Source organism: Thermosynechococcus sp. HN-54, from assembly GCF_023650955.1.
GTDB lineage: Bacteria > Cyanobacteriota > Cyanobacteriia > Thermosynechococcales > Thermosynechococcaceae > Thermosynechococcus.
Genome location: NZ_CP098039.1, coordinates 1,844,721 through 1,868,720, shown reverse-complemented (window position 1 = coordinate 1,868,720; position 24,000 = coordinate 1,844,721). Strand labels below are relative to the sequence as shown.

The 24,000-nt window shown below is 52.3% G+C and carries 23 protein-coding genes and 2 pseudogenes; 12 read left to right on the top strand and 13 right to left on the bottom strand.

The features are described from left to right. Window positions 1-160 precede the first annotated feature (160 nt). Genes NBE99_RS09025 through mreD form a run of 3 tightly spaced genes read left to right on the top strand, consistent with a single transcriptional unit; the run spans window position 161 to window position 2,471 of the window. Window positions 161-1,201 carry a rod shape-determining protein gene (locus tag NBE99_RS09025; protein WP_250681759.1) on the top strand — a complete coding sequence of 347 codons (1,041 nt, stop codon included), beginning with the start codon at window positions 161-163 and terminating at the stop codon, window positions 1,199-1,201. Window positions 1,202-1,213: 12 nt separating this feature from the next. Next, window positions 1,214-1,978, top strand: a complete 765-nt coding sequence (gene mreC / locus NBE99_RS09020; protein WP_250681758.1) for a rod shape-determining protein MreC — start codon at window positions 1,214-1,216, stop codon at window positions 1,976-1,978. Beyond that, window positions 1,944-2,471 carry a rod shape-determining protein MreD gene (gene mreD, locus NBE99_RS09015; protein ID WP_250681757.1) on the top strand — a complete coding sequence of 176 codons (528 nt, stop codon included), beginning with the start codon at window positions 1,944-1,946 and terminating at the stop codon, window positions 2,469-2,471. Before mreC ends, mreD begins: the two co-directional genes overlap by 35 nt. A 78-nt stretch (window positions 2,472-2,549) precedes the next feature. On the opposite strand, the gene NBE99_RS09010 is transcribed toward mreD, so the two are convergent. After that, on the bottom strand, window positions 2,550-3,074 hold the full coding sequence (locus tag NBE99_RS09010) for an alpha/beta hydrolase (protein WP_250681756.1): 525 nt from the start codon (window positions 3,072-3,074) through the stop codon (window positions 2,550-2,552). A 144-nt stretch (window positions 3,075-3,218) separates the two neighbouring features. Here NBE99_RS09010 and rlmD point away from each other — a divergent pair, with 144 nt between their 5' ends. The 3 genes from rlmD to NBE99_RS13465 are packed head-to-tail and all read left to right on the top strand — an operon-like array spanning window position 3,219 to window position 5,205. Next, on the top strand, window positions 3,219-4,568 hold the full coding sequence (gene rlmD / locus NBE99_RS09005) for a 23S rRNA (uracil(1939)-C(5))-methyltransferase RlmD (protein WP_250681755.1): 1,350 nt from the start codon (window positions 3,219-3,221) through the stop codon (window positions 4,566-4,568). Between the two features lie 53 nt (window positions 4,569-4,621). After that, complete coding sequence (locus tag NBE99_RS09000) at window positions 4,622-5,146, top strand: DUF305 domain-containing protein (RefSeq protein WP_250681754.1); 525 nt, start codon at window positions 4,622-4,624, stop codon at window positions 5,144-5,146. After that, window positions 5,116-5,205 (top strand): hypothetical protein, encoded by a 90-nt coding sequence (locus NBE99_RS13465; protein ID WP_399371065.1) that lies wholly within the window; start codon window positions 5,116-5,118, stop codon window positions 5,203-5,205. Before NBE99_RS09000 ends, NBE99_RS13465 begins: the two co-directional genes overlap by 31 nt. Window positions 5,206-5,455: 250 nt before the next feature. On the opposite strand, the pseudogene NBE99_RS08995 reads toward NBE99_RS13465, so the two are convergent. From NBE99_RS08995 to NBE99_RS08975, 5 genes and pseudogenes are all read right to left on the bottom strand, one after another. Next, a pseudogene (locus tag NBE99_RS08995) lies at window positions 5,456-7,368 on the bottom strand (ribulose bisphosphate carboxylase small subunit). Between the two features lie 18 nt (window positions 7,369-7,386). Beyond that, window positions 7,387-7,686, bottom strand: coding sequence for a EutN/CcmL family microcompartment protein (locus NBE99_RS08990; protein WP_250681752.1), 300 nt, complete (start codon window positions 7,684-7,686; stop codon window positions 7,387-7,389). After that, a complete protein-coding gene (locus tag NBE99_RS08985; protein ID WP_011056790.1) occupies window positions 7,686-8,027 on the bottom strand; it encodes a carbon dioxide-concentrating mechanism protein CcmK in 342 nt (113 codons plus the stop codon). Before NBE99_RS08985 ends, NBE99_RS08990 begins: the two co-directional genes overlap by 1 nt. Window positions 8,028-8,113: 86 nt before the next feature. Then, window positions 8,114-8,422 (bottom strand): carbon dioxide-concentrating mechanism protein CcmK, encoded by a 309-nt coding sequence (locus NBE99_RS08980; RefSeq protein WP_011056791.1) that lies wholly within the window; start codon window positions 8,420-8,422, stop codon window positions 8,114-8,116. 396 nt (window positions 8,423-8,818) lie between these two features. After that, the gene (locus tag NBE99_RS08975) at window positions 8,819-11,032 is read right to left on the bottom strand and encodes an argonaute PAZ domain-containing protein (RefSeq protein WP_250681751.1); all 2,214 of its coding nucleotides are present in this window, start codon (window positions 11,030-11,032) and stop codon (window positions 8,819-8,821) included. Window positions 11,033-11,171: 139 nt separating this feature from the next. Between NBE99_RS08975 and NBE99_RS08970 the strand changes: the two genes are divergently transcribed. Further along, window positions 11,172-12,302, top strand: coding sequence for a hypothetical protein (locus tag NBE99_RS08970; protein WP_250681750.1), 1,131 nt, complete (start codon window positions 11,172-11,174; stop codon window positions 12,300-12,302). Here the strand turns inward: NBE99_RS08970 and NBE99_RS08965 are convergent. Then, window positions 12,238-14,181, bottom strand: coding sequence for an AarF/ABC1/UbiB kinase family protein (locus NBE99_RS08965; RefSeq protein ID WP_250681749.1), 1,944 nt, complete (start codon window positions 14,179-14,181; stop codon window positions 12,238-12,240). The two genes, NBE99_RS08970 and NBE99_RS08965, sit on opposite strands and share 65 nt — an antisense overlap. 65 nt (window positions 14,182-14,246) lie before the next feature. Between NBE99_RS08965 and rfbD the strand changes: the two genes are divergently transcribed. Beyond that, window positions 14,247-15,140, top strand: a complete 894-nt coding sequence (gene rfbD, locus NBE99_RS08960; protein WP_250681748.1) for a dTDP-4-dehydrorhamnose reductase — start codon at window positions 14,247-14,249, stop codon at window positions 15,138-15,140. Here rfbD and mfd read toward each other — a convergent pair. Together mfd and NBE99_RS13460 are read right to left on the bottom strand one after the other, a co-directional pair. Beyond that, entirely contained in the window at window positions 15,137-18,565 is a 3,429-nt protein-coding gene (gene mfd, locus NBE99_RS08955) for a transcription-repair coupling factor (protein WP_250681747.1), read from the bottom strand. The genes rfbD and mfd overlap by 4 nt on opposite strands. Window positions 18,566-18,694: 129 nt before the next feature. Next, window positions 18,695-18,847, bottom strand: a pseudogene (locus NBE99_RS13460) (RNA-guided endonuclease TnpB family protein); the annotation flags it as partial. A 116-nt stretch (window positions 18,848-18,963) separates the two neighbouring features. On the opposite strand from NBE99_RS13460, the gene tatC reads away from it, so the two are divergent. Further along, a complete protein-coding gene (tatC, locus tag NBE99_RS08950; protein ID WP_250681746.1) occupies window positions 18,964-19,782 on the top strand; it encodes a twin-arginine translocase subunit TatC in 819 nt (272 codons plus the stop codon). A gap of 195 nt (window positions 19,783-19,977) precedes the next feature. Then, entirely contained in the window at window positions 19,978-20,313 is a 336-nt protein-coding gene (locus tag NBE99_RS08945; protein WP_250681745.1) for a carbon dioxide-concentrating mechanism protein CcmK, read from the top strand. Between the two features lie 145 nt (window positions 20,314-20,458). Here the strand turns inward: NBE99_RS08945 and NBE99_RS08940 are convergent, their stop codons facing one another. From NBE99_RS08940 to NBE99_RS08925, 4 genes are all read right to left on the bottom strand, one after another. Further along, a complete protein-coding gene (locus NBE99_RS08940) occupies window positions 20,459-20,662 on the bottom strand; it encodes a phycobilisome linker polypeptide (protein ID WP_011056799.1) in 204 nt (67 codons plus the stop codon). Between the two features lie 142 nt (window positions 20,663-20,804). Further along, a complete protein-coding gene (gene apcB / locus NBE99_RS08935) occupies window positions 20,805-21,290 on the bottom strand; it encodes an allophycocyanin subunit beta (protein ID WP_149817471.1) in 486 nt (161 codons plus the stop codon). A 59-nt stretch (window positions 21,291-21,349) separates the two neighbouring features. Next, entirely contained in the window at window positions 21,350-21,835 is a 486-nt protein-coding gene (gene apcA, locus NBE99_RS08930; protein WP_149817474.1) for an allophycocyanin subunit alpha, read from the bottom strand. Window positions 21,836-22,064: 229 nt separating this feature from the next. Then, window positions 22,065-22,385: a DUF3067 family protein gene (locus NBE99_RS08925; protein WP_250681744.1), complete on the bottom strand. Its 321-nt coding sequence runs from the start codon at window positions 22,383-22,385 to the stop codon at window positions 22,065-22,067. Between the two features lie 114 nt (window positions 22,386-22,499). Between NBE99_RS08925 and petC the strand changes: the two genes are divergently transcribed. Both petC and petA read left to right on the top strand, forming a co-directional pair. Continuing rightward, window positions 22,500-23,042 carry a cytochrome b6-f complex iron-sulfur subunit gene (gene petC, locus NBE99_RS08920; protein WP_149817478.1) on the top strand — a complete coding sequence of 181 codons (543 nt, stop codon included), beginning with the start codon at window positions 22,500-22,502 and terminating at the stop codon, window positions 23,040-23,042. A gap of 20 nt (window positions 23,043-23,062) precedes the next feature. Next, the gene (petA, locus tag NBE99_RS08915; RefSeq protein ID WP_250681743.1) at window positions 23,063-23,998 is read left to right on the top strand and encodes a cytochrome f; all 936 of its coding nucleotides are present in this window, start codon (window positions 23,063-23,065) and stop codon (window positions 23,996-23,998) included. Window positions 23,999-24,000: the final 2 nt, after the last annotated feature.

Here is a 24,000-nt window from a genome sequence, read left to right as displayed (position 1 = left end):
GGTGACTCGCCAAGAGACGTCATCACTCTTTAGCAAAAAGTCTGGATATAGGGATAACCCACCGAGATTTTCCAAACAAAACGTAATACAATCTTGCCATCACGTTTTTTGGTAACGGCACTGTTACAATCAACAGGATTCAAAGAAGGGGTACACCATCGTGGGAGTATTTAGTCGGCTATCACGAGACATTGGCATTGACTTGGGCACAGCCAACACCCTGGTTTATGTGTCTGGGCGGGGTGTGGTTTTAGAGGAACCCTCCGTTGTTGCTATTGACCAAAATACCAAACAACCCCTTGCCGTTGGTGTTGAAGCAAAGCGAATGCTGGGGCGCACACCGGGCAATGTCGTGGCCGTACGTCCCCTGCGGGATGGCGTCATTGCCGATTTTGAGCGGGCTGAACTCATGCTGAAGCACTTTATGCGCCAAGTGCACGGCGGTAAGAATTTGTTTGCCCCCCGTGTCGTGATTGGCATTCCCAGTGGCGTAACTGGTGTTGAACGCCGTGCCATTGAGGATGCCGCTCGCGGTGCTGGCGCGCGGGAAGTGTATTTGATTGATGAACCCGTGGCCGCCGCCTTCGGTGCGGGTTTACCCGTGGAAGAACCGACGGGCAACATGATTGTGGACATTGGCGGTGGCACGACGGAAGTGGCGGTTCTCAGCTTACAGGGCACCGTTTTGAGTGAATCCGTACGGGTTGCTGGCGATGAAATTTCCGAAGCCATTGTCCAGTATCTGAAAAAAGTGCACAACCTGATTATTGGTGAACGCACAGCCGAAGAGATCAAGATTCGCATTGGCTCTGCCTACCCCAACGACAGCTATGACTCCGAATCCATGGAAGTGCGGGGGCTACACCAACTCTCTGGCCTACCGCGCACCGTCGTGGTCAAAGCAGCGGAAATCCGCGAAAGCATGGCCGAACCCCTCTCGGCCATTATTGAAGCAATTAAACGTACCCTTGAGCGGACGCCCCCAGAGCTGGCAGCCGACATTGTGGATCGGGGCATTATGTTAGCAGGCGGTGGGGCGCTGCTGCGGGGTCTAGATACCCTGATTAGCCATGAAACGGGCATTGTCGTCCATGTGGCGGCAGATCCACTCCGTTGTGTCGTGATGGGCACCGGTCGTGTCCTTGAGAACTTCAAGGATTTAGCCCGTGTCTTTTCCAATCAACCGACGGTCATTGGTTAAGGATAGATAACCATGGCTTTTTTGCTGCGCTGGTGGGAGCGGTATGCGGGTGGCCTAATTATTGCAGCGTTGGCACTCACGAGCACTTGGATCTTGCGTGAGACCAATGGAGCAGCCATTCGAGAGCTGTACCGCCTGCTGAGGTTGCCCTTTCAAGGCTCGGTGGCAGAGCAGCAAGCCCTGATTCAAGCCCGCACTTGGCAACTGGAGCAGCAACTGGCAGCCCTTCAAGCAGAAAACCAACGCCTACGCCAACTGCTCAATGCACCCATGTTGCCGAATTTCAATGGCCGCGTTGTACCAGTGATTGGTCGTAGTTCCGATCAGTGGTGGCGATCGCTCCTGTTGGGAGAAGGCAGTCGTCAGGGTCTCACCATTGGTTCAGTCGTGGTCGGCAACGGGGGTCTTGTGGGGCGCATTACCAGCATTACTCCCAATACCAGTCGGGTGATGTTGCTCACGGATCCCGCCAGTCGAGTCGGCGTTGTGGTGGGTCGGACACGGCAAATGGGGATTTTGCGGGGACAGCTCAACCAGCAAGTGATTGTCGAGTTTTTGGAGAAGGATCCGAAGGTGCAGCCCAAGGATGTCCTCTATACCTCAGCCCTCAGTAGCCTCTATCCAGCGGGCATTCCCATTGGCGAGGTGCAATCGGTGGAACTGAGCGATCCCACCCGTCCCCATGCCACAGTGATTCTCGGCGCCCCCCTTGATCGCCTCGAGTGGGTTACGGTCATTCCCTATGCTGAACCGACAGACACCTTTACAGCGAACTAGTCTGAACTGGCTGATTATTATTAGCTCTGTGGGACTCTGTGCCCTGCTGAGTTTTATTCACTTACCCAACTTGCATCTATTGGTGCCAGACTGGTTTTTAATTTGGGTGGTGGTCTGGAGTGTCAAGCGATCGTGGGGTCAAGGGGTACTGGCGGGTATTGCCCTCGGTTGGATTCAAGATGGCTTAGTCAGTGCTCACCCTAGTCATGCAGTGGGCTTAGCAGTAGTGGGGGGGCTGACCGCCCTGATGCAAAAGCAGCGCTTTGTTTCTGAGGATTTTATTTCCGTTGCTCTGATGACCTTTGCAATGGCTATTCTTCAGCAAACGGTCATGGCGATGCAAATGAGCCTTGTGAGTGGCTTGCCCCTCGAGGAGATTTGGCAACACCATCGGCAGGTGGCGCTTAGCTCAGCCATTATGAGTAGTCTTTGGGCACCCTTGCTCTATGCGCCCTTGAATCGCTGGTGGACGTGGTTGCGAGAGCAGGAGTAGATTGCGACAAAAAATGCAGGAGTCTTTGTACCCCTGCACTGGAATTGTTAATTGTTCTTTTTGCTTAATCGTTTGCGATTATGGGCGCAACTTACCCAGCATACTCATAATGCCGTCTTGTTTCTTGAGCATTTTGTTGAGTTTGCGCAAATCAAGGTTAATGGTTTCAGCGGGATAGTTTTTTAGGAACGACATCATGCTCAAGCCCTCAGGAGAGGCAGCGGCGGTGAGCATGGCACCACGGAGGGCAACTTCACCGGCTTTATCGCGGCGAATCGTAACTTCAGAAAATTGTTTGAGTAAATCTTTACCAATGGGACTAGACAGAATTTTATTGGTTTGGACGACATTAAAGGGCAGCCGCATGCCCAAAAATTCTAGGAGCTTGGCTTGGTCATCTTTGGGAACTAGCCGCATCAATGCTCGCAATTCCCCCGTGGCTTCTTGAGTGGACACAAATTCCTCTAGCTCTGACATGGGGAAGGAGCGCTGAAAAGGGCCATAGGTGAGGGAGATAAAATTGGCCGCTTTAGCAGGGGTAGTGAAGAAGGCACCCACGGGTAGTGCTAGCGCAAGTAACCAAGGCGAAAGACGCTTCAACATAGGGGATTGACTCCAAAATGACTTCAGTACAAACGTCGGATTGCACCGCTTGCAGTATAGCAGCGAAAATAGAGCATGCTTGGTCTCCTTAACGTATCCCTAACGTTTGCTGGTCTTAACTGTAAATCAGACGTAAATCAATTGATGACCGTTTGGCAGCAGGGTGCCACCATTGAGTTAACGATTGGCTCCTTAAACCACACAGGGGAAGGGGTAGGACGCTGGCAGGGTCGCGTCGTTTTGGTGGCCGATACGGTTCCCGGCGATCGCCTACGGGTGCGACTGACCCATGTGAAGCGTCAATACGCCCATGCCAAAATACTGGAGGTGGTGCAGCCCTCAGAGCAGCGGGTACGCCCCAGCTGTATTGTTGCCGATAAGTGTGGCGGCTGTCAGTGGCAGTGTGTGGCCTATGGGGCGCAATTGGCAGCCAAAGAACAACTGGTGAAGGATGCGATCGCCCGCATTGGTCATCTAGAGCCGCAAATCTTTTTGCCAATTGTGGCTGCTCCCCACCCCTTTGGCTATCGCAATAAAGTGACCTACCCCCTTGGTCGGCGGCGGGGAACGGTTGTTGCTGGCTATTACCAAAAAGGCTCCCATGATCTGGTGAACCTCAATCAATGTCCAGTCCAAGATCCACGTCTCAACCCCCTATTGGCTGCCCTAAAGCAGGAGTTACACCCTTGGCCAATCTACAACGAGCGTACCCATGAACCGGGGTTTCGCCACCTTGGTTTGCGCATAGGTCAGCGCACAGGGGAGCAGCTCATTACCCTCGTGCTAGCGGGAGCATTGCCCCCTAGGTTTGCGGCACAGGCAGAAACGTGGTTACAGCGGTTTCAAGGAGTGGTGGGGGTCTGTGTCAACTTCAATGATCAAGTGGGAAATCGCATCTTTGGTGACGAGACACAAGTACTGGCTGGGCGATCGTACCTTTGGGAAGAGATGGCAGGGGTGAGGTTTCAGATTGCTTCAACCACATTTTTTCAGGTCAACACGGCGCAAGCGGAGCAACTGGTTACCATCCTCCAAGAATGGATTGCGCCAACGGGTCGCGAACGATTGGTGGATCTCTACTGTGGCGTCGGGACGCTGAGCCTACCCCTTGCGGGTGCTGTGGCTGAAGTGATTGGTGTGGAAGTGCATCCTGCCTCGGTACAGCAGGCGATCGCCAACGCCCAGCACAATGGCGTTAAGAATGCTCAATTTCTCTGTGCTAGAGCAGAAGAGTGGCTGCCTCAGTACAATCAGGCTATAGATGTGCTGATTCTCGATCCCCCGCGCAAAGGGTGCGATCGCCCCGTTCTTGATGCCATCCTCCGCACTCGTCCGCCGCGCATTCTCTATGTGAGTTGTCACCCCGCCACCTTGGCACGGGATCTAGCTCACCTCTGCGCTACCGGTGCCTATCAACTCGCAAAAATTCAGCCCCTCGATATGTTTCCGCAAACCGCCCATGTGGAAACCGTTGCTCTACTCACTGCGGCCTAGCGTATTGTTATGCTTATGCTAAAGCTAGAGCCAAAAAATTAGGAAGTAAAGTTATGACGTCAAAAATTTATACGCCCATTTTAGTGGTTGCTCTTGCTCTGAATTCAGGAATAGCAGCAGCCGCTAATCATCAAATGGGTCACAACATGAGTGGTATGACAATGGAGCTAGGTGTATCAGATGAAAACCTAGACTTAAGATTTATCGATGCGATGATTCTTCATCATCAAGGTGCAGTTTCAATGGCAAAGGAAGCTATCCAAAAATCCCAGCGACCAGAAATCAAGAAACTTGCCCTAGAAATTATCAAAGCCCAAGAGAAAGAAATTACTCAGTTACAAACATGGCGAAGAACTTGGTATCCCAGAATTGGAAGTACGCCAATGGCATGGAACTCCCAAATGGGTCACATGATGCCAATGTCTGAAACTCAAAGAGAAGCCATGATGATGACTATGAGTCTAGGGAATGCTGACGAAAACTTTGATCTAAGATTTATAAATGCAATGATTCTTCATCACAACAAGCAAAGACTAAGCGACAAGAAATCAAAAGGCTTGCGAAAAACATCTTACTAACCCAGCAGGCAGAAATAAATCAAATGCAGATGTGGAAGAAATCTTGGTATGGGGAGTAGCCACATAACAGATCACTGCACCCGACCTGATGACAAACTACTCTTAATCATCCAAAGTTAATGACGGTGGGTGAGTTCAACTGTTGCCTGTACCATCCACCGCAGGTTGGATAGGTTCTACGCGAAACATCTTGGCAAACATTTGACTAACATAGGCTTGGCCATAGACTACACTTGTCTTAGGTGTTGGCGAAGTCCTTGTCTCTGGTGGCGCGGCAGCTGGGCTTTCCTGATGACTAGAGTGAGGTCTCTAGAGTCCTGCTGATCTTGCGTGGAATTCTCTAAGGCGCACGTACTCGCCACTGTACTCTTGGAGGCAAGCCTGAATCGCAGCAAGGGCTTCGTTGAGAGTTTTGGCCTCAATGCGCGGGCCGCTTTGCCAAGAGTTGGTGCGATAGCGACGGGCATCCACATGTTCTAGACCGAGGGCATAGCCCTGTTGCAGCAGTTGCCGGACTTGTTCAACCGTCTCCTGACTGAGGCCATAGCGACTACTGCTCCCTTGAACAGCGCTTGTTGAGGGGGGTGTGCCCCCTTGATTTCCATTGCTGGCCGCTTTGCCATTGGGGCGGTGAATAATGGTTTCCAGTACCCGTTGTTTAGCTTGGGGATTCACACCCACAAGGCGCACATAGTCCCGCTGGTGCTCCGCTAGGAAGGCACTCAGGTCATTGATTTGCTGCGCAGAGGTAATTTTGATGCCACTTTGCCAAGAACTGGTACGGAAGCGACGCTGGTCGGCATACTCGGTGGTGACTTGGCAGCCTTGGCGCAACAGGTCTTGAATTTGGTTCAGGAGATCGGCACTGAGAACGGTTTCATTGCCGCCAGAACTGACGGAGACATGGCTAGTAGCCGCTGGGGTGGGTGCTTTTGTGGCGATCGCCACCGGCCCCTCTGGCCGTTGAATAATTTGCTCAAGCACGCGCCGCTTTTGCTTTTGATCAATACCAATGAGGCGCACATATTCGCCGGCATGTTCTTTGAGACAGGCTTCAAGGGCAGCCAGCACCTCCGGTTCCTGTTTGGATTGAATGGGAGCGCAGCTTGTCCAAGAACTGGTGCGATAGCGGCGGGGATCGGCGTGCTCTGTGCCAATTTGATAGCCTTGCTGAAGCAACTGCCGTACCTGAGCCACCACGGAAGCGTCCAAGGAACCCACTGGCGCCGCACTGCCAGTTGTGCTAGGGCGATAGCTACCGGAAGTGGTCACAGGGGTTTGACCAGGGCGTTGAATGATCTCCTCAAAAACGCGGCGTTTAGCCTTGGGATCGACGCCGATCAGGCGCACATACTCGCCTTCATGTTCCTTCAATAGTTGGGCGATCGCCGCCATCACTTGAGACTCTTGCCGTCCCGTCAACGCCGGGCAACTCTGCCAAGAGCTAGTGCGATACCGCCGCGCATCGGCGTATTCCAAGCTGATTTGGTATCCCTGCTGCAACAATTGGCGGACATGAGTCCCATAATCTGCGGTCATGGTGTTTTTTTCCCCGGTGAGCGTTTCAACGTGTAGGATGGGTGGGTCTTCTTGACGCTGGAGTTCATTCCGAATCGGGGCAATACAAGCAATATTCTCAGCACACTGGTACCCCGATAGCAGCGCTTCATTAATGCCAACCACGTGCTGAGCAAAGTGAATATCCGACTCTTCCACATTCGGCAGGCGATCGGCTTGCTGCTGCGTCGTGATCACCATTCCCGAAGGCACATATTTTCCCGGTGGAATCTCCACATCCTGAATGAGGACGTGCATCATCACCACACAGCCCGCGCCCACCCGTGCATTAAAGACCGTTGAACGAAAGCCGATAAAACAGCCATCGCCAACGTACGCAGGGCCATGGATCAAGGCCATGTGGGTAATTGAGGCATTATCACCAATCCAGACAGAATACTCTTGGCCATCATCGCCAATCACCCGTCCCTGCTGGAGGCCGTGGATGACAACGCCATCTTGAATGTTGGTGCGGGAGCCAATGTGGAAGGGGTTCCTTCATCGGCACGAATGGAAGTGCCGGGTGCGATGTGAACATAATCTTTGATGCGGACATCGCCGATGAGGTTACTAAAGGAGTGCACGTAAGCCGTGGGGGCAATCTCTGGCTCCGCTAAATCCCTAGACCACGGCGTCGGAGGTGCCGCATAGCTTTGAACCGCCATAGGGAGAAGTCTCCAATGCTAATACTGGGTACGCTTGCTGTAGAGCAAATAGTTATCCCGACTTACGGTGTCAATAATGGCGACAACGGCTGCGTCAATGGGTTTTTCGGCGCCATTGATAATACAGCGGGCGGCACTGCCTCGGCTTACCAATACCCACTCATCCTGTCCTGCACCAACCGTATCCGCAGCCACTTCGTAGTCGGGTAAAAATTCGCCGTCCTCACCCAAATATTGCAAGACGAGAAACTTGACTCCCGTTAAGGTGTCTTCCTTTTGAGTACTGGTAACGGTGCCGCACACTCGCGCGATCTTCACTATGGGCGACCCATCGGACGAATACCACTAACGCTTTCGCGGAATTGCTCCACCGCTTCCGTATAGCGAATCGGCAGGACGTATTCGAGGTTTTCGTGGGGACGAGCAATGATGTGGGTGGAGAGCACTTGACCCCCATTGACACGCTTCACATTTTCAACACCCGCGGCGACGGAAGCCTGCACTTCAGACACATCGCCACGGACAATCACGGTCACCCGACCACTGCCGATTTTCTCATAGCCCACTAGGGTAACGCGAGCAGCTTTCACCATTGCATCTGCGGCTTCCACCACTGCGGGGAAGCCAAGGGTTTCAATCATACCGACGGCAATTGCCATTGTAATAACTCCTAAACGTCAAACAGGTAAGAACTGGACACTGAATAAGCGACTGAACTGAAGACTCTACTGGACTGCCAAACCCCTTAGTTTCGGAATTGCTCCACCGCTTCTGTGTAGCGAATGGGCAACACGTACTCAAGGTTTTCATGGGGACGAGCAATGATGTGCGTGGACAGCACCTCTCCGCCATTGACTCGCTTGGCAGAATCGACCCCGGCAGCCACTGAGGCTTGCACCTCGGAGACATCACCCCGCACAATCACGGTGACCCGACCACTCCCAATTTTTTCGTAGCCCACAAGGGTAACGCGAGCGGCTTTTACCATTGCGTCTGCTGCTTCGACGACGGCGGGGAATCCGCGCGTTTCAATCATTCCCACAGCAATTGGCATGAGTAAGATCTCCTAATTAGAATAAGGGTAAGCAGTACAAAAACTAGAGTTGCAATCAGGGCGATCGCTACAGAAAATAATGACGGGATAGCCGATTGTTATCGTGACGTTAACACCGTCTTTTTATCTCTAAACAAGCATAGGGTCAGGGGTTTCTTTTGACAATATAATGATTGATAATCTTTTCTAGTTTCTCATATTATTAAACCTAATTTTACCCCCTAGCATTCCCTTTGATCAGGGGTCAGGATGATGAATCTATAGACTTTTATCTAAAAGTATTTGCTTTTCATAGACTAGCCACCCAAGTAAGCCAGTTCCGCTTTTAATTGAGCAGCCTACATAGAGTATTTCAATGTTGCTCCAAGTTTTACTAGGCTAGAGTCTATTATTACATCAAACAGCAATTAACTTTTCGCGGTCGATCTTTTCTAAAACGCTAATCTGACCTATCCGCTGAAACTCTTTGCTACTTCTATCGGCTAAGTGCAGCACCCAAGGTAGTCGGCAAGAGCGAAACCCACTGGCAGGATGCAACTGAGTCAAATGATAGGTCTGCAAGGCCAGTAGCTCTAGGGGAGTGTTGCCATAATGACGCACAACGTGCAGCGGTCTAGCACTGCCAATCGTTCCATGGCTTGTCTTGATTCCCTCGCTGGTCTGTAAAATAAATGCGTTCCTTTCAGGGATAAAGATAACCGTACCGACTTCGGCGTCCTGATAGGTTACTCCGCTATGAGTTGAATGAATCTCACGTCCCATTCTGCCTGAGCCGCTTTTACGCACACTCAGAATATCTACAGCGATACCTTGATTCGTCAGCTCTTTGATTGTGTGTTCAAACTCCCCTTCTTGAACAAGCCCGTCGCGCATCAGGAGGATCTTTTTAGGGTAGGAATTACAGTTGTCTTGGAATTTAAGAACTAATTTGGACACGACCTGCCAAATTGATCGGCCAGAGAAAGTTTCTCCCGGTTGTACATCTGGTAACTGCCAACCCAAACTTTGGCCATTCGCTAGGACTGCAAAAGCAGAGGTGCCGTAGTACAGTTTTCGATTTGTGCCTGTGTCAAAACCGATAATTAAGTCAGCAGCTTCAGAATTATCCAATGGCTTTAGATAGACCGGCTGCCACTTGGCTTTACACAACAGTCCCAAGGAAACGTTGAGAGCTTTGTAGGCATCAGCCTTGGGGATTGGCACCATGAACTGAGTTGCGATCCCCGCCTTTAATGCCTGAATCCGTAGTTTGGTTTTGTCCTCATGGGGCGACCAAGGCATCACGACTAAAACCGTTTTAATTCCTTGAGCAGCCCACTGCTGCCAGAACCTTTGTTGAGCCAGATCATCTTTCGGATAGTCACTTCTTATAAAATAAGATTCTATTTGTATTTGCGTGTCACTGTTTTTTGCTATTTGTAGCAAACATTTACGTACTTGTTCTGGGTATTGACGTTTATTATTAAAAAGATTAAGACAACCAAATTGTGTTTCACCGATCTTGGCGCAGCCAAAGGAGCTAACTTTAGCTGTTTTGTTAACTTCTCTATTATTGCGAGCTAATAGTGTTGCACGAGGCATAACAAAGCCATTAACTTTAACTGGTGCTGGTTTATCGCTAAGATTATAAATTTTTTTGAAAATAATTTCGGCTGTCTCTTGCGATTCTTGTAAACGCAGGTTGAGATTTTTCTTTGTATAGCCAAATACGTCTTGAATTTTACTTTTTTCTGCTCCTTGTTCAGCGACTTGCGCCAACATTTCCATTGTTAGACTTGGTGATAGCCTTTGGGACAAATGATAGAGTGGCTTAGCTTTATAGTCATTAATTTTCCTAACAACTACCACGCGAGAATCTTTTATGTCTTGTTCAGGTGCTCCCTGTTGACGGTGGTATTCTGCTAAACTTATTCCTAACCCTTCTATTTCTATTTCATCTGGTTTTTTATCCGAAAAGTCTTCAAGAATCCATACCTTCCTATCTTTGTAGGTATTCCTCACATACTTAATCTGAATACTAGGATATTTTCTAAGCCACCATTCAAGGGTGAATGGAGTATAAAACCGATGATGAAGATCAATCTCTAAATATAATTGCCCATCTGTATCTATTGTAATGTCTATTGCTCTGCCTCGATGGATCTCCCATCCATTACCACACATCTCCGACTCATCATCAAATTTCTCTATACCTTCCCTTTCCGGAATCCACCAAATTAGTCCTGATTCATAGTCTTTTTCAATCGTGGTTTTCTTAAATTTTTCCTTTAATTTGATTTCTAGGATTTTTCGTTCAAAGGATTCTAGTGCCTGTCTTTCATGATCATTTTGACAGCTAAGTTCTCTACATCCGATTTGCTGTAACTGCCAATCCTGAGTTTGCATTCTCCTAGGGTCAATAGGCTCCCTTGTAATAATGTGACTCCCTAGGCGAACAGCAGGCACTCCTAGTTTGTAGCAAATACTAGAAATAGCTTTTTGCTCACTACCTTGTTCTGGCACTTGATTAAATTGGCATTGGTATTCATGAAATGTGAGATCTGGTTGACTCAGAGTTTTTACAAAAAAACGGTTGAGTATCACTTCAACTTCTTGGAATTGGTTGGACATAATTTTATGGAGAATGTATTGAGAGCCAGCTATATTAGGACAGGATTATCCGTTTATCGTAGCAAGTATGGCTAGGAGTTAGAAATCATCAGCCGAGATACAATCGTCGTGAATGTTCATACGGTGTGGAGGATCTAGGGTGCTGCGGCTACCAATTCAACCAATTTGGCAACGGGTTTCTCAATGGCCAGTGTGGGAGCCAACACGAGTGGCGATCGCCAGCTCCATCCTGCTGCACGCTGTGATTCTTTCCTTCGTGCGGGTGCCAGAACCCACACCTCCAGAGTTGGCCAGCGATCAACTGGTGCCTTTGGTCAGCCTTGCTCCGGAACTCGAAGCGGACTTACCCTCGATTGAACCGCTCTTGCCCACAGAACTGCCGCCCCTAGCCACGACCACTCCACCCCCTCTGCCGTTTACAGGCATTGAGCCACCCCCTCTCTCCTTTGCCCCCTTGGCGCCCCTGCCGCCTTTGCCGCCGCTGACGGAACTCCCGCCCCTGCCCAATCCCACCCCGATTCAGCCCTTGCCGCCCCTGTGGCAATTGCCCCCGGCCAGCCGCCCCTTGCCCGTTATCCCGACAACCCCGAATGAAGATGTTGCGGTTGCGCCAGAATTGGTTTCACCCACGCCGACCCCTGAAGCTACCCCTGAAGAGCCAGTGGCCACGAGAGAAGGTGAAGCAGCGGCAGCGCTGTCCCGTTGGTTGAATCAAACGCGGTTAACGCTCAACACGGCGAATTTGAAAGTGAATTTAGCCCAGCGGATCACGGACTTTTATCCCCAAGAGGCCTGTGGCGATCGCCTGCAAGGGGAAACTACGGTTGCTGTTGTCGTCACTCCCCAAGGTCAATTGCTCCCCGCTAACGCCGCCCCAGAAACCGGCTTACTCACCCGCAATCCCCAAATTATTCGCAGCAGTGGCTCCGCGCTCTTGGATCAAGCGGCTCTAGAACGGGTACGTCAGCAATCCTTTGAGGCGACAGGACAATATCAAGCCTTAGCGCTCACCTTTGCTTTTCAGTACCGTCCGGAGGTCTGCCGCGGTCAGCAACCTACTCCCACCCCAAGACCACAACCTACCACACCCGCACCGGCAACGCCACCGCCAACACCCCAACCAGAGGCTAGACCATCACCTACGAGTGAAGCCTCACCAGCACCGACCCCCACTGAGGCTGCGCCAGCACCCGTATCCCCCGAACCTAGCGAGACAAATTCGTCGTCTGAAGCGCCGGCTGCGAGTCCGCCAGCAACATCTCCCGAATAAAGCGGGCGATCGCCCGTTGGAGGAGGCCATTGACAATACGCTGACCCATTTGCTGTACCTCTGGCCGCACAATAATCCGCAGAATCGCAGGGATGACTTTGCCCCAGTCAAAGCCGGGGGTATCCTGCAAGATAGTGAAAATACGGCGCAAATGCTCTAGGGCATTGGGTTCATTGATAATACTTGGCGTTGAGGTGGCTGGCACAGGACGAGTGACTAAAGGTAACAGTTGCACCAAGTTCAATTGCCCCATGGTTGTGCGCGCCCAAGTATCAAGGCTTTTCACAATTTCATCCGCTAGGCGATCGCGATAATCCGCCCCCCGCTCGGAAAAGAGAAAATCCAAGGCTTGCTCCAGCACCACATTAAAGTCATAGTCACGGCTCTCGCGGGCATTGCGCAGCAAATTTTCTAGACGTGTCCAGCGAAATTGGCCATCCTTGAGGAGAAGATTGGCTAAGCTTGTGCGCAGCTCCGGTGCCGGATCCGTCAACAGGCGCTTGGCGATATAGGGATAGGCGGCACTGAGAACCTTAAAGTTGGGGTCAACGCCCATGGCAATCCCTTCCATGGTCAGGAGCGATCGCACGATCAGAGCGTAGTAAGCAGGCACCTGAAAGGGATATTCGTACATCACCTCTGATAGGCGATCAAAAATGCGCTGGATATTCAGTTCCGAGACGCTGGCTCCCAACGCATCCTCAAACACCAAGGCCAAAGCAGGAATAATCGGTTCAAGATTTGTGTCTGGCGAGAGAAAACCCAATTTTACGTAGTCGTAGGCCAGGCTTTCATACTCGCGGTTGACAATATGCACAATCGCATTTAGTAGCCCGTAGCGCTGTTCCGGCGCAATCTCACTCATCATGCCAAAGTCGAGATAGGCCAATTTGCCACTGGGCATGGCCAAGAGATTTCCCGGATGCGGATCCGCATGGAAAAAACCATGTTCAAGCAACTGCCGTAGGGAGCACTGCACCCCCACATACACCATGTAGCGCGGATCAATTCCCAAGGCCTGAATTTGCTGCGGTTGGTTGAGCTTGACCCCCGTCACCCACTCCATCGTGAGCACTCGCCGCCGCGTGTACTTCCAGTAGATTTTGGGAATATAGACATCGGTCAAGTGGCCATAGAGACGGGCAAAGCGTTCGGCATTCCGTCCCTCTTGGGTATAGTCCATTTCCTCAAAGAGGCGACCGGCAAATTCATCGAGAATGGCGACTAAATCGCTGCGAATCTCTTTGATCAAGCGTTTTGCCCAATAGGCCACGCCGCGCAGAATATAAATGTCCAATGTAATACTTTCTGCCAAGCCGGGGCGCTGCACTTTGATGGCAACCTCTTCCCCACTATGGAGTTTCCCCCGATACACCTGTCCAAGGGAAGCAGCAGCAATCGGCCGGTCACTAATTTCTGCAAAGAGTTCGCTGGGGGGCGCTCCCAGTTCCTCCTCAATAAACTGAAAGGCCACTTCATTGGGAAAAGGCGGCAACTGATCCTGAAGCTTGGTCAATTCCTCCAGATAGACGGCTGGCAGGAGATCAGGACGGGTGGAGAGGGCTTGTCCCACTTTGATATAGGCAGGCCCAAGGCGGGTTAAGGTTTCGCGCAGGGCGATCGCCCGCTGTCGCTGATTTTGTTTGCTTTGGCCTGTAACTTTGTCCCACCAGCGATGAAAGAACAACCAAAAGACTGGCCAGAGAATCCGCAACCAGCGACTCAAGACCAGTAAAGGCCGCTGCCGATAATAAGCATCAATGGCCACTGGATCGTATGGATCGTAGGGTTGAAAGGTCTCCGGATCATTGGGAAGGGTTTCAGCCGCGATCGCAATCTCTTGGGGCGGCGAATCGCTGGGGACAAGTGCCGTGTTCATGGGCAGTGGCGCAAACTCTTAAAGTATTTTAACAATCAGTTCATCATCATCAAGGAGTGCGGAAAATGCGGCTAGTCATTTTGGGGGCAACGGGGCAGGTGGGCTGGCAATTGGTGCAGCAGGCACCCCCCGGCGTTGAAGTCATTCCCATTGCTCGCCAAGGCACTGCCGTAACCCTAGACTTGGAAGAGTTAGAGGCCATTCCCCGCTTACTGAAAACCCTTCGCCCCGATGTGGTGATCAATGCGGCGGCCTACACTGCCGTGGATCAAGCCGAACAGGAAGCGGAACGGGCGCAGCGGATTAATGGCACCGCTGTCGGTCTCTTGGCAAAAACAATGGCTACGTTGGGAGGGCTGTTGATTCACTACTCCACCGACTATGTGTTTGCTGGTACTCAATCGCTGCCCTATCGGGAAACCGATGCCACTGCCCCCCTCAATGCCTATGGCTACAGTAAGTGGCTGGGAGAGCAGGCGATCGCTACCCATCACCCTGCCCACCTGATCTTGCGCACCAGTTGGGTCTATGATCTGCGGGGCAAGAACTTTTTGCGCACAATGGCTCGCCTTGCCCAAACTCGTCCTCTCGTGCGGGTGGTTGCCGATCAAATCGGTACGCCCACGGCTGCCCCCTTCATTGCCCAAGTCACCTATCAACTGCTTCAACGCTGGCAGGCGGATCCCTCCCTGAGCGGCCTCTATCACCTCACCCCCCGCGGCAGCACCAGTTGGTATGGCTTTGCGGCAAAAATTTTTGATCAGCTGCGTGCAAAGGGCTGTCAGGTTGCTACCCTAGAAGCGATTCCCAGTAGTGAGTACCCCACCCCGGCCAAGCGACCCGCCTTTTCCACCCTGAACTGCGAGAAGTTAGAGGCGATTTTGGGGACTCCTCTACCCCCTTGGGAAGCCGTCCTTGAACCCCTTTTAGACCAACTAGATCCCCAATCCGTTCTTTAGGGAGCTGTCGCAACGGTTGTTTTCATTTGGCTGAACCAGTCAATAAGTTGCTCCAGTTGTTTTTCCACCGGTTGTACCCCCAGACCGCGGACAGTGATTTTGCCTTGCTGATAGACAAACCGACTCTGAAGATGACTGGGCAGTTGCTCAAGGAGCAGTTTCCAAGCCGGTTCGGCCATGGGCGTTTCAAGGATCACATGCTGCTTGCCTTCGGGACGAATGCGACTAATGCCACACTGGCGTGCCAGTTGTTTGAGTTCGACAACCCGCAGCAGTTGCTGAACCGATTTAGGCAATGCCCCATAGCGATCGCTCCATTCCGCTGCCAATTGCGTTAACTCCTCCTTGGTGGTTGCTGCGGACACCGCGCGGTAGGCGGCCATCTTTTGCTCTAGATCAGGCATATAGTCGGCGGGAATAAAGGCAGTGACATTGAGATCCACTTGGGTATCGTCAACGGTGGGAATCTCCTGACCACGAATTTCGGCGATCGCCTCCTCTAGCAGTTCCACATACAGATCAAAGCCGACACTGTCGAGTTGACCGTGTTGCTCCACCCCCAATAGATTCCCAACACCGCGGATTTCCATATCCCGCATCGCCAGTTGGTAGCCCGATCCCAGTTGGGTAAACTCCTGAATCGCCCGCAGCCGTTGGCGTGCCGCATCGGTGAGTACCTCTTGACGCGGGTAAAACAACCACGCATGCGCCTGAATCCCTGCTCGCCCCACCCGTCCCCGCAGTTGATAGAGTTGGGCTAGACCAAACCGCTGCGCATCCTCCACCAAAATTGTATTGACGCGGGGAATATCCAAGCCGGACTCAATGATCGTCGTACACACGAGAATATCGGCTTCGCCATTGCTAAACCCCAACATCGTCGATTCCAGTTCCCCTTCAGGCATCTGGCCATGGGCAATAAGAATGCGGGCACTGGGCACCATCCCTTGGAGTTTGGCCGCTACTTCCTCAATTCCTTCCACACGGGGAACTACATAGAAGACTTGCCCCCCCCGATCCAATTCTTGGCGAATCGCACTGCGCACCGTTTCTGGGTCATAGGGAGCAAGGTGGGTTTGAATCGGGCGGCGGGAGGGGGGTGGTGTCGTGATCAGGCTCATTTCCCGAACCCCCGACAGGGCCATATAGAGGGTGCGGGGAATTGGTGTCGCACTCAGGGTGAGGACATCCACTTGGGTTTTCAGGGCTTTGATTTTCTCCTTTTGATTGACGCCAAAGCGTTGCTCCTCATCCACCACCAGCAGCCCTAGATCCCGAAATTTGACAGTCTTGCTCAGGAGTTGATGGGTGCCCACGACAACATCAATTTCGCCGGTTTTGAGTTTTTGCAGGATGTCTTGCCGTTCACTCTCACTGCGGAAACGGTTGAGCAACCCCACTTGAATGGGATAGGGGGCAAAGCGTTCCTTGAGGGTGTGGTAATGCTGCTGCGTCAGGATCGTGGTTGGTGCTAGAACGGCCACCTGTTTGCCTGCCATGAGGGCCTTAAAGATGGCGCGAATCGCCACTTCGGTTTTGCCAAAGCCGACATCCCCACACACAAGCCGATCCATGGGGCGATCGCTCTCCATATCGGCCTTGACCTCTTGGATGGCCTTGAGCTGATCTGGGGTGGGCTGGTAGGGAAACGAGTCCTCCATCTCCTGCTGCCACGGTGTATCCGGCGGGAAGGCAAATCCCCGTTGTTGGGCGCGTTGAGCGTAGAGCTGCAACAGATCCACTGCCACTTTCTTAATGGCTTTGCGCACCCGTGCTTTGGTACGCTCCCAAGTGTTGCCCGTTAACTTATTGAGTTGAGGGACGCCATCGCTTTGCTTACGGTAGCGGGAGAGACTATTTAGTTGATCCGCAGCAACGCGGAGAATGCCATCAGCATATTGAAGGGCGAGGTACTCGCGGGTTTCATTGTTAATCGTCAGCGTTTCAAGGCGCAGGAACTGGCCAATACCGTGTTGGCGATGGACGACGTAGTCCCCCGGCTGGAGCTTGTTGAGATCCACCTGTTTGGCGGCAGCGCGGCGGCGTTTGCGCACATAGCCAAGGTTGACCAAGTTGTGCTGGCCAAAGAACTCGCGATCGCTCACCAGCACCGTGCGGAAGGTGGGCAAAATAAAGCCACTGATTTCCGCTAGGCCACTGACCTTGAGAGCAATGGGAAGCCGCTGCTGTTGCAGCTTATCAATAGCGGCAAAGTCTTTAGGATTGGGCACAAACTGGGCAGGGCAATCATGCTCCTGCAACAGTGCCACGGAGCGACTGGGCTGGGCAGACACTAACCACACGGTGTAACCCTTGTCCCGTTCCTCCCGTAGGGTTGCTGCTAAGCGACCAAATTGGTGGGGAATCGCTGGAACCGCCCGTGCTGACAAATTGAGACCGAGTCCCTCACTGGCCAGTTCATAGAGGTGCACCCGTTGAAACCGCTCGAGGGCTTGGGTAGTGGCCGACCACGGACGATGAATGGGGGGAGGCGGCGTTTCCAGACTTTGCCAGTAGGCTTGACTGTGCTCATACCAGCGATCGCCATGGGCAGCACAAAGAGGCGGCTCATCCACGGCAATGAGGGTTTGGGCAGGCAAATAATCCAAGAGCGAAGCCGGCTGCGGAAAAGCCACCCCCAGATAGCGCCGCAGTCCCTCCTGATCCTCTGGAATGAGATGGGCGTGATCCGCTGCCCGCAGGGCTTGGGCAATCAGGGGGGTAAAACTAATGGGCGTCAGGGTTACCTGCTCAAGGGCATCAAGGCGATCGCCCTCGGTGTGTAGGGAGCGTTGGCTGGCCGGATCAAACTCGCGAATCGACTCAATCTCATCACCAAACCACTGCAAGCGAACGGGTAGCTCCGCCGAAACGGGGAAAATATCCACAATGTCGCCGCGCCGACTCCACTGGCCTTCCGTTTCTACTAGAGAAACCCGCTCATAACCAAGGGCTGCTAGGGCAGTGGCCACCTCCCCTAGGGAGTGCTCTTGACCCACCTGTAAGGTTAGACAGGCGGCACGAAACTGCTCTGGTGGCGGTAAATGGGGTTGCAGTGCCCGTTCCGTGGTGACAATTGCCATGTTGGGGCGATCGCTCTCAACTAAAACTTGCAGTTGCCCCCAGACCATCTCCGCTTCCAAGTCAAAGGGGTCGTAAGGGGATGCCTCTGATGTGGGGTAAAAAAGAACCGCATCCCAACCCATGAGTTCCAATTGGGCTGCCCAGCGTCCCCCCTCCTCTAGGGTTGAAGTAATCACACACAGCGATTGCTGACTCTGCTGCGCCAATGTGGTGGCCACCAAGCCCTTCACTAGTCGGGGCATCCCGGTGAGGACAATTTCCCGTTGGTGTTGTAATTTGCTGAGTAGTTCAGCCGTCAGCGGCAGCTTACCCCAACTGCGGGGAATTGCCATTAAGGACATAGACTAGCGTCGGTGCAGGTGATCAAGACTTAAGAATTGAGTCGCCACCCCTTGGGGCAGTGCTAACGCATTATAATCCTTACGCTCTCTTATCATTGTAAAAAGCAGGACAAGGATTCAGAAAACTCTATAACGGAGGTGCTGATGTGTCTCAAAGAAAAACTGCCTGACCGAATAAAGCCCTACGTTGTAAAGATTTTTGGTCAGTCTGTACAGGGCGCGTCAGGCAGCAAATTCCTGCCGACTCAAACCCCGTATTTGGTTCTTCTGAGTGACATACATTTTGCGCTCTCCCCAACCCGATTATTATAGGGAACAGGGAAGACTTCATATTGGCGGCGGTGCCGCCGCTCCTATTCCTCCCTGCCTTAAAGTGCAGGGTTTCTCGGAGGTCTTTGATGACGCGATCGCCCAATATCGATAGTCCCGCTCCAGAATCCTCAGCGATTGTTGACAGCGCCCTTGAGGCGAGCGACCCCATTGACCCTGAGGATGAACTGCCCAATGAAGTGGAAATGTCCCTCTGGGATCACCTTGAGGAGTTGCGACAGCGGCTCTTTGTTGTCCTCGGCACTGTTGCTGTCACGATTGTTCTCTGCTTTACCCAAGTCCGCCGGATCATTCAGTTCCTTGAAAAACCAGCCCATGGTGCTAAGTTCCTGCAACTCAGTCCAGGGGAATACTTTTTTGTCTCCTGTAAAGCGGCGGCCTACAGTGGTATTCTCTTAGCCACCCCCATGATCCTCTACCAAGCCATTCGTTTTATCCTGCCGGGATTGACACGGCGTGAGCAACGCTTGCTGGCACCGGTGTTTTTTGGCTCATCTATTCTCTTTATTGCCGGTTTGGCCTTTGCCTATACCCTCTTGGCACCCGCAGCCCTCGGCTTTTTCATTAACTATGGGGCGGATGTGGTTGAGCAATTGTGGTCGATCGATCGCTACGTGGACTTTATTTTGCTATTGCTCCTTGCCACTGGCCTCGCCTTTCAAGTCCCCATTCTCCAGTTAGTGCTCATTGCCCTAGGGATTGTCTCGATCCCGCAAATGCTGAGCCAATGGCGCTACGTCGTGATGATTGCGGTGGCCGTGGCAGCGGTCTTGACCCCCTCCATTGATCCGATTACCCAAGGACTGTTGGCGGGTGCCCTCCTTACCCTCTACTTTACGGGGATTGGCTTAGCCAAGCTGATGGGGGTGGGGCGTTCGGAGGCTTAAACTTACAATAGCCTCAAAAAAGACTCAATCAGAAAAGATGATTTTGGCGATAAAAATGAATTATCGCGATCGTCCCTCGAACTTATCAAGGCTATCAATAGAGATGATATGCTGATGTTGCCAAATCAGTGCATCCCTTCGCGATCGCAAGAATGGCATTACCTTAACAAATTTTTGTGTTTAGGAGCGGTCTTCATGCCCATTGCCCTTGGGATGGTAGAAGTACTGGGTCATCCCCCTGCCTTAGCCGTTGCCGATGTCATGGTGAAAGCGGCGCGTGTTACCCTTGTGGGCTATGAAGTAGTCAGTGGTGCTCGCCTGACAATTATTGTGCGCGGCGACGTTTCTGAAGTGCAAATTGCGGTTGCAGCCGGTGTCGAGGCCGCCAAGAAAATTCCAGCTCAAAGTCCCAAGGAAAAAACGCTCTATCTGTCGTCAACGGTGATCCCGCGTCCCCACGAGAATTTAGAGGCTGTTTTCCCCAAAATGCGGTTCCAATATGGCGAGGGTTGGGAGCGTTTTCTCGTTTAGTAGCCTTGGAAAAAGTTCTCTAAAGCTTCTCTAATGAGCAAAGCTCCACCCTTCAGATAATTGTCTCAGAAGGGAGCAACCCACCCAATCAACTATCTCAACAGTGGAGCCTCAAAATCGCTAGGAAACAGTTTTAGAGGGGTACCTAGGCTAGACCGGTGTTGACGCCTGGCTTACCCGTAAACAGTTCCACTTTCACAATTTTGCCACCCATTTTTTGGATGCGTTGTTGCTCGCGGAACCAGTTTTCGTAGGGCACCAGTTTTGTGAAATAGGTGTTTTGCAGTTCGCGCTGGGTGCGAATACGGGTTTGGCTCGGCACACAGGCGGTAATTTTGAACATGCGCATGGGATGGGACTCCAAATCTGTGTGGGGTGATTACACGTCTGGGAGCTAAAGGCCAGACTCAGACTGTTTAAGCACAATTGCCATGACAGGCTGACACTCTAACCCCTAACTCCCAGACAGATGTGCGACTGGAGAGCTGTACTTAGCTTAAGCCAGAGCAGATGTAGTCAAAGTAGATGCCCATTTCTTTGCCGGCATCGGCACCCACCAAGCTGGCGGTGACTTCTTTCATGGCTTGGATGGCTTGCACAGTGGCAGCAATGGGCACACCCAAGGAGTTGTAGGTTTCTTTCAACCCATTGAGCACTCGCTCATCGAGGATGGAAGGATCCCCAGCCAGCATGGCATAGGTGGCATAGCGCAGGTAGTAGTCGAGGTCGCGGATACAGGCCGCATAGCGACGGGTAGTGTACATGTTGCCACCAGGACGGGTGATGTCAGAGTAGAGCAGAGATTTGGCCACTGCTTCTTTGACAATATTGGCGGCATTAGCGCTGATCACGGTCGCAGCACGCACCCGCAGTTCGCCAGTTGCGAAGTAAGCTTTCAGCTTCTCCATGGCGGCGGTGTCGAGGTATTTGCCTTGCACGTCAGAGGCATTAATGACAGCGGTAATCGCGTCTTGCATAGTTCTTTTTCCTCAAAAACTGATTTGGATGATGGATCAATGAAGGATGCTGAGGCGACCTACTGCATGGCGCCAATCACGAAGTCAAAGTAAGAACCGGCTTCAGCGGCATCTTCTGCAGACAGCAGCGAGGACGCAACGTTCTTCATGGCGCGGATCCCTTCGGCCACAGCAGGAATGGGGGTGCCGAGGGAGTTGTACATTTCACGCACACCCACCAAACCAATTTCTTCGATGGGGGTGACATCGCCCGCAACAATACCGTAGGTCACAAGCCGCAGGTAGTAGTCGAGGTCACGCAGGCAGGTGGCGGTCATTTCTTCACCGTAGGCATTGCCACCGGGGGAGACCACATCAGGCCGTTTTTGGAAGAGTTGATCGCCCGCTTGCTTGACAATCCGCTCGCGGTTTTCGGTCAGGGTTTGGGCAATGCGCAGACGGCGCTCGCCGGTGCTGACAAAGCTTTTAATGCGATCCAGTTCACCGGGGCTGAGGTAACGGGCCTCGGCATCTGCATTCACGATCGATTTCGTGACGACGCTCATTGAGTTCCTCCAAAGTTGGAATTGTAAAACAAGGGTCTTGATAATGTGGCATCTGCCATTGGAATGTTACGACTCACCGAACTCCTGCAGGAGAGATAGGTACGGCGATTGACCCGACGGGCTGACGTAACCTTCCGCAAACATTCTCAGGCATAGGGGGGACATCTCCCACATCATCGCAATCCTTTTTAACATTCTTAACATTTTTTCAAAAATCTGCTAGGGGCGACTACTCTAGCCATTCGATAATACGAGTACCGAGGTTCAGGGGAATATTCACAGCTTTGCCAAGGCGTGGCTTTTCACGAGTGGTCTCAATGAAGGTGCAAACCTGTTCGGCACAGCCCCAGTCATTGAGGTGCTGGGCGATCGCCCCGAGGTGGGCGGCGTAGTCTTCAGGCGTATCGGGATAGGAGGCCTGCTCGAGGTAGCGCCACATCACCTGCAAAAAGATGCGATCGCCGACGCGGCGAAACTGAAGATCAAAGGAACGCCCCCATTTGCGCAGGAGTAAGGCATGGAGTTCATCACCAGTGAGGGGCGTCGGCATTGGCAAGAATTTCAGCCCTTGCGGTTGGGACGGCTCGGACAGTGTGATAATAGTTAACAAACGTAATTATTTTACGACTGTCCGTTTCGATTCCTTAGTAAATAAGCGTAAACCATGGCTCAAGTTTCTGGAATGTCTGATGTGCCCGATATGGGGCGGCGACAGTTTATGAACCTGCTGACGTTTGGTACCATCACCGGTACAGCGTTGGGCGCTTTGTACCCTGTCGTCAAGTATTTCATTCCCCCCTCTAGTGGCGGCACGGGGGGTGGTGTGGTTGCCAAGGATGCATTGGGCAACGATATTAAGGTTTCCGACTACCTGACGAAGCACCTGCCGGGCGATCGCTCCCTTGCCCAAGGGATTAAAGGGGATCCCACCTACGTGATCGTTACTGAGGATCACCAAATTGCCAATTATGGCTTGAATGCCGTCTGCACTCACCTTGGCTGCGTGGTGCCTTGGAATGTCAGCGAAAACAAGTTCATTTGCCCCTGCCACGGCTCTCAATACGACAGCACGGGTAAAGTGGTGCGTGGCCCTGCTCCCCTCTCCTTGGCACTGGTGAATGCCACGGTGACAGAAGATGACAAACTGGTGTTTACCCCTTGGACGGAAACCGATTTCCGCACGGGTAAAGAACCTTGGTGGACATAAAAAGAAATTTAGGGAGTGGTATGAAACGCTTTTTCAAATCTTTGACACTGGCGATCGCCCTTGCCGCCAGTGTGCTTCTTTGGTCACCGCAAGCACAGGCCTATCCTTTCTATGCCCAGCAGGGCTATGACAGTCCCCGTGAAGCGACCGGGCGAATTGTGTGCGCCAACTGTCACCTCGCCGCCAAACCCACGCAAGTGGAAGTGCCCCAAGCCGTTACCCCCGATTCTGTCTTTGAAGCTGTGGTGAAAATTCCCTACGACACCAGTGTGCAACAGGTGCTGGGGGATGGATCTAAGGGCGGTCTGAATGTCGGGGCAGTGCTGATGTTGCCCGAGGGCTTCAAAATTGCTCCTCCCGATCGCATTCCCGAGGAGTTGCAAGCCAAAACCAGCGGCATTTACTACCAGCCCTACAGTGAGGATAAGCAAAACATTATTCTCGTGGGGCCTCTACCAGGTGAGCAGTATCAGGAAATTGTTTTCCCCGTCCTCGCCCCCAACCCTGCCACGGATAAATCGATCCACTTCGGTAAATATTCCGTTCATGCCGGGGGCAACCGGGGTCGCGGCCAAGTCTATCCCAATGGTGAAAAGAGCAACAATAACGTCTTTACTGCATCGATCGCGGGCACGATTACCAGTATTACCGCTAACCCCGATGGCAGTACTGCGGTGGTGATTACCCCCGAGAGCGGCGAAGCAGTGACAGAAACCATTCCTGCTGGCCCTGACCTCATTGTCAGTGAAGGCCAAACGGTGACTGCGGGCGAAGCCCTCACCAACAATCCCAATGTGGGTGGTTTTGGTCAAAAGGATACGGAAATTGTCCTTCAGGATCCCAACCGCATTAAGTGGCTGTTGGTGTTCTTTGCCGCCATTACCCTTTCGCAGATTCTGCTTGTGCTGAAGAAGAAACAGGTCGAGAAAGTCCAAGCAGCGGAGATGAGCTTCTAGGG

What these genes read in the sequence shown, in the direction of transcription:
- NBE99_RS08925 (WP_250681744.1), bottom strand. Translation starts at nt 22,385, where the DNA reads ATGCCGACGCCCCTCACTGGTGATGAACTCCATGCCTTACTCCTGCGC.
- NBE99_RS08985 (WP_011056790.1), bottom strand. Translation starts at nt 8,027, where the DNA reads ATGGCAATTGCCGTCGGTATGATTGAAACCCTTGGCTTCCCCGCAGTG.
- NBE99_RS09000 (WP_250681754.1), top strand. Translation starts at nt 4,622, where the DNA reads ATGACGTCAAAAATTTATACGCCCATTTTAGTGGTTGCTCTTGCTCTG.
- mreD (WP_250681757.1), top strand. Translation starts at nt 1,944, where the DNA reads ATGCTGAACCGACAGACACCTTTACAGCGAACTAGTCTGAACTGGCTG.
- mfd (WP_250681747.1), bottom strand. Translation starts at nt 18,565, where the DNA reads ATGTCCTTAATGGCAATTCCCCGCAGTTGGGGTAAGCTGCCGCTGACG.
- tatC (WP_250681746.1), top strand. Translation starts at nt 18,964, where the DNA reads ATGACGCGATCGCCCAATATCGATAGTCCCGCTCCAGAATCCTCAGCG.
- mreC (WP_250681758.1), top strand. Translation starts at nt 1,214, where the DNA reads ATGGCTTTTTTGCTGCGCTGGTGGGAGCGGTATGCGGGTGGCCTAATT.
- apcB (WP_149817471.1), bottom strand. Translation starts at nt 21,290, where the DNA reads ATGCAAGACGCGATTACCGCTGTCATTAATGCCTCTGACGTGCAAGGC.
- NBE99_RS08975 (WP_250681751.1), bottom strand. Translation starts at nt 11,032, where the DNA reads ATGTCCAACCAATTCCAAGAAGTTGAAGTGATACTCAACCGTTTTTTT.
- petC (WP_149817478.1), top strand. Translation starts at nt 22,500, where the DNA reads ATGGCTCAAGTTTCTGGAATGTCTGATGTGCCCGATATGGGGCGGCGA.
- NBE99_RS08940 (WP_011056799.1), bottom strand. Translation starts at nt 20,662, where the DNA reads ATGCGCATGTTCAAAATTACCGCCTGTGTGCCGAGCCAAACCCGTATT.
- rfbD (WP_250681748.1), top strand. Translation starts at nt 14,247, where the DNA reads ATGCGGCTAGTCATTTTGGGGGCAACGGGGCAGGTGGGCTGGCAATTG.
- apcA (WP_149817474.1), bottom strand. Translation starts at nt 21,835, where the DNA reads ATGAGCGTCGTCACGAAATCGATCGTGAATGCAGATGCCGAGGCCCGT.
- rlmD (WP_250681755.1), top strand. Translation starts at nt 3,219, where the DNA reads ATGACCGTTTGGCAGCAGGGTGCCACCATTGAGTTAACGATTGGCTCC.
- NBE99_RS08965 (WP_250681749.1), bottom strand. Translation starts at nt 14,181, where the DNA reads ATGAACACGGCACTTGTCCCCAGCGATTCGCCGCCCCAAGAGATTGCG.
- petA (WP_250681743.1), top strand. Translation starts at nt 23,063, where the DNA reads ATGAAACGCTTTTTCAAATCTTTGACACTGGCGATCGCCCTTGCCGCC.
- NBE99_RS08980 (WP_011056791.1), bottom strand. Translation starts at nt 8,422, where the DNA reads ATGCCAATTGCTGTGGGAATGATTGAAACGCGCGGATTCCCCGCCGTC.
- NBE99_RS08945 (WP_250681745.1), top strand. Translation starts at nt 19,978, where the DNA reads ATGCCCATTGCCCTTGGGATGGTAGAAGTACTGGGTCATCCCCCTGCC.
- NBE99_RS09010 (WP_250681756.1), bottom strand. Translation starts at nt 3,074, where the DNA reads ATGTTGAAGCGTCTTTCGCCTTGGTTACTTGCGCTAGCACTACCCGTG.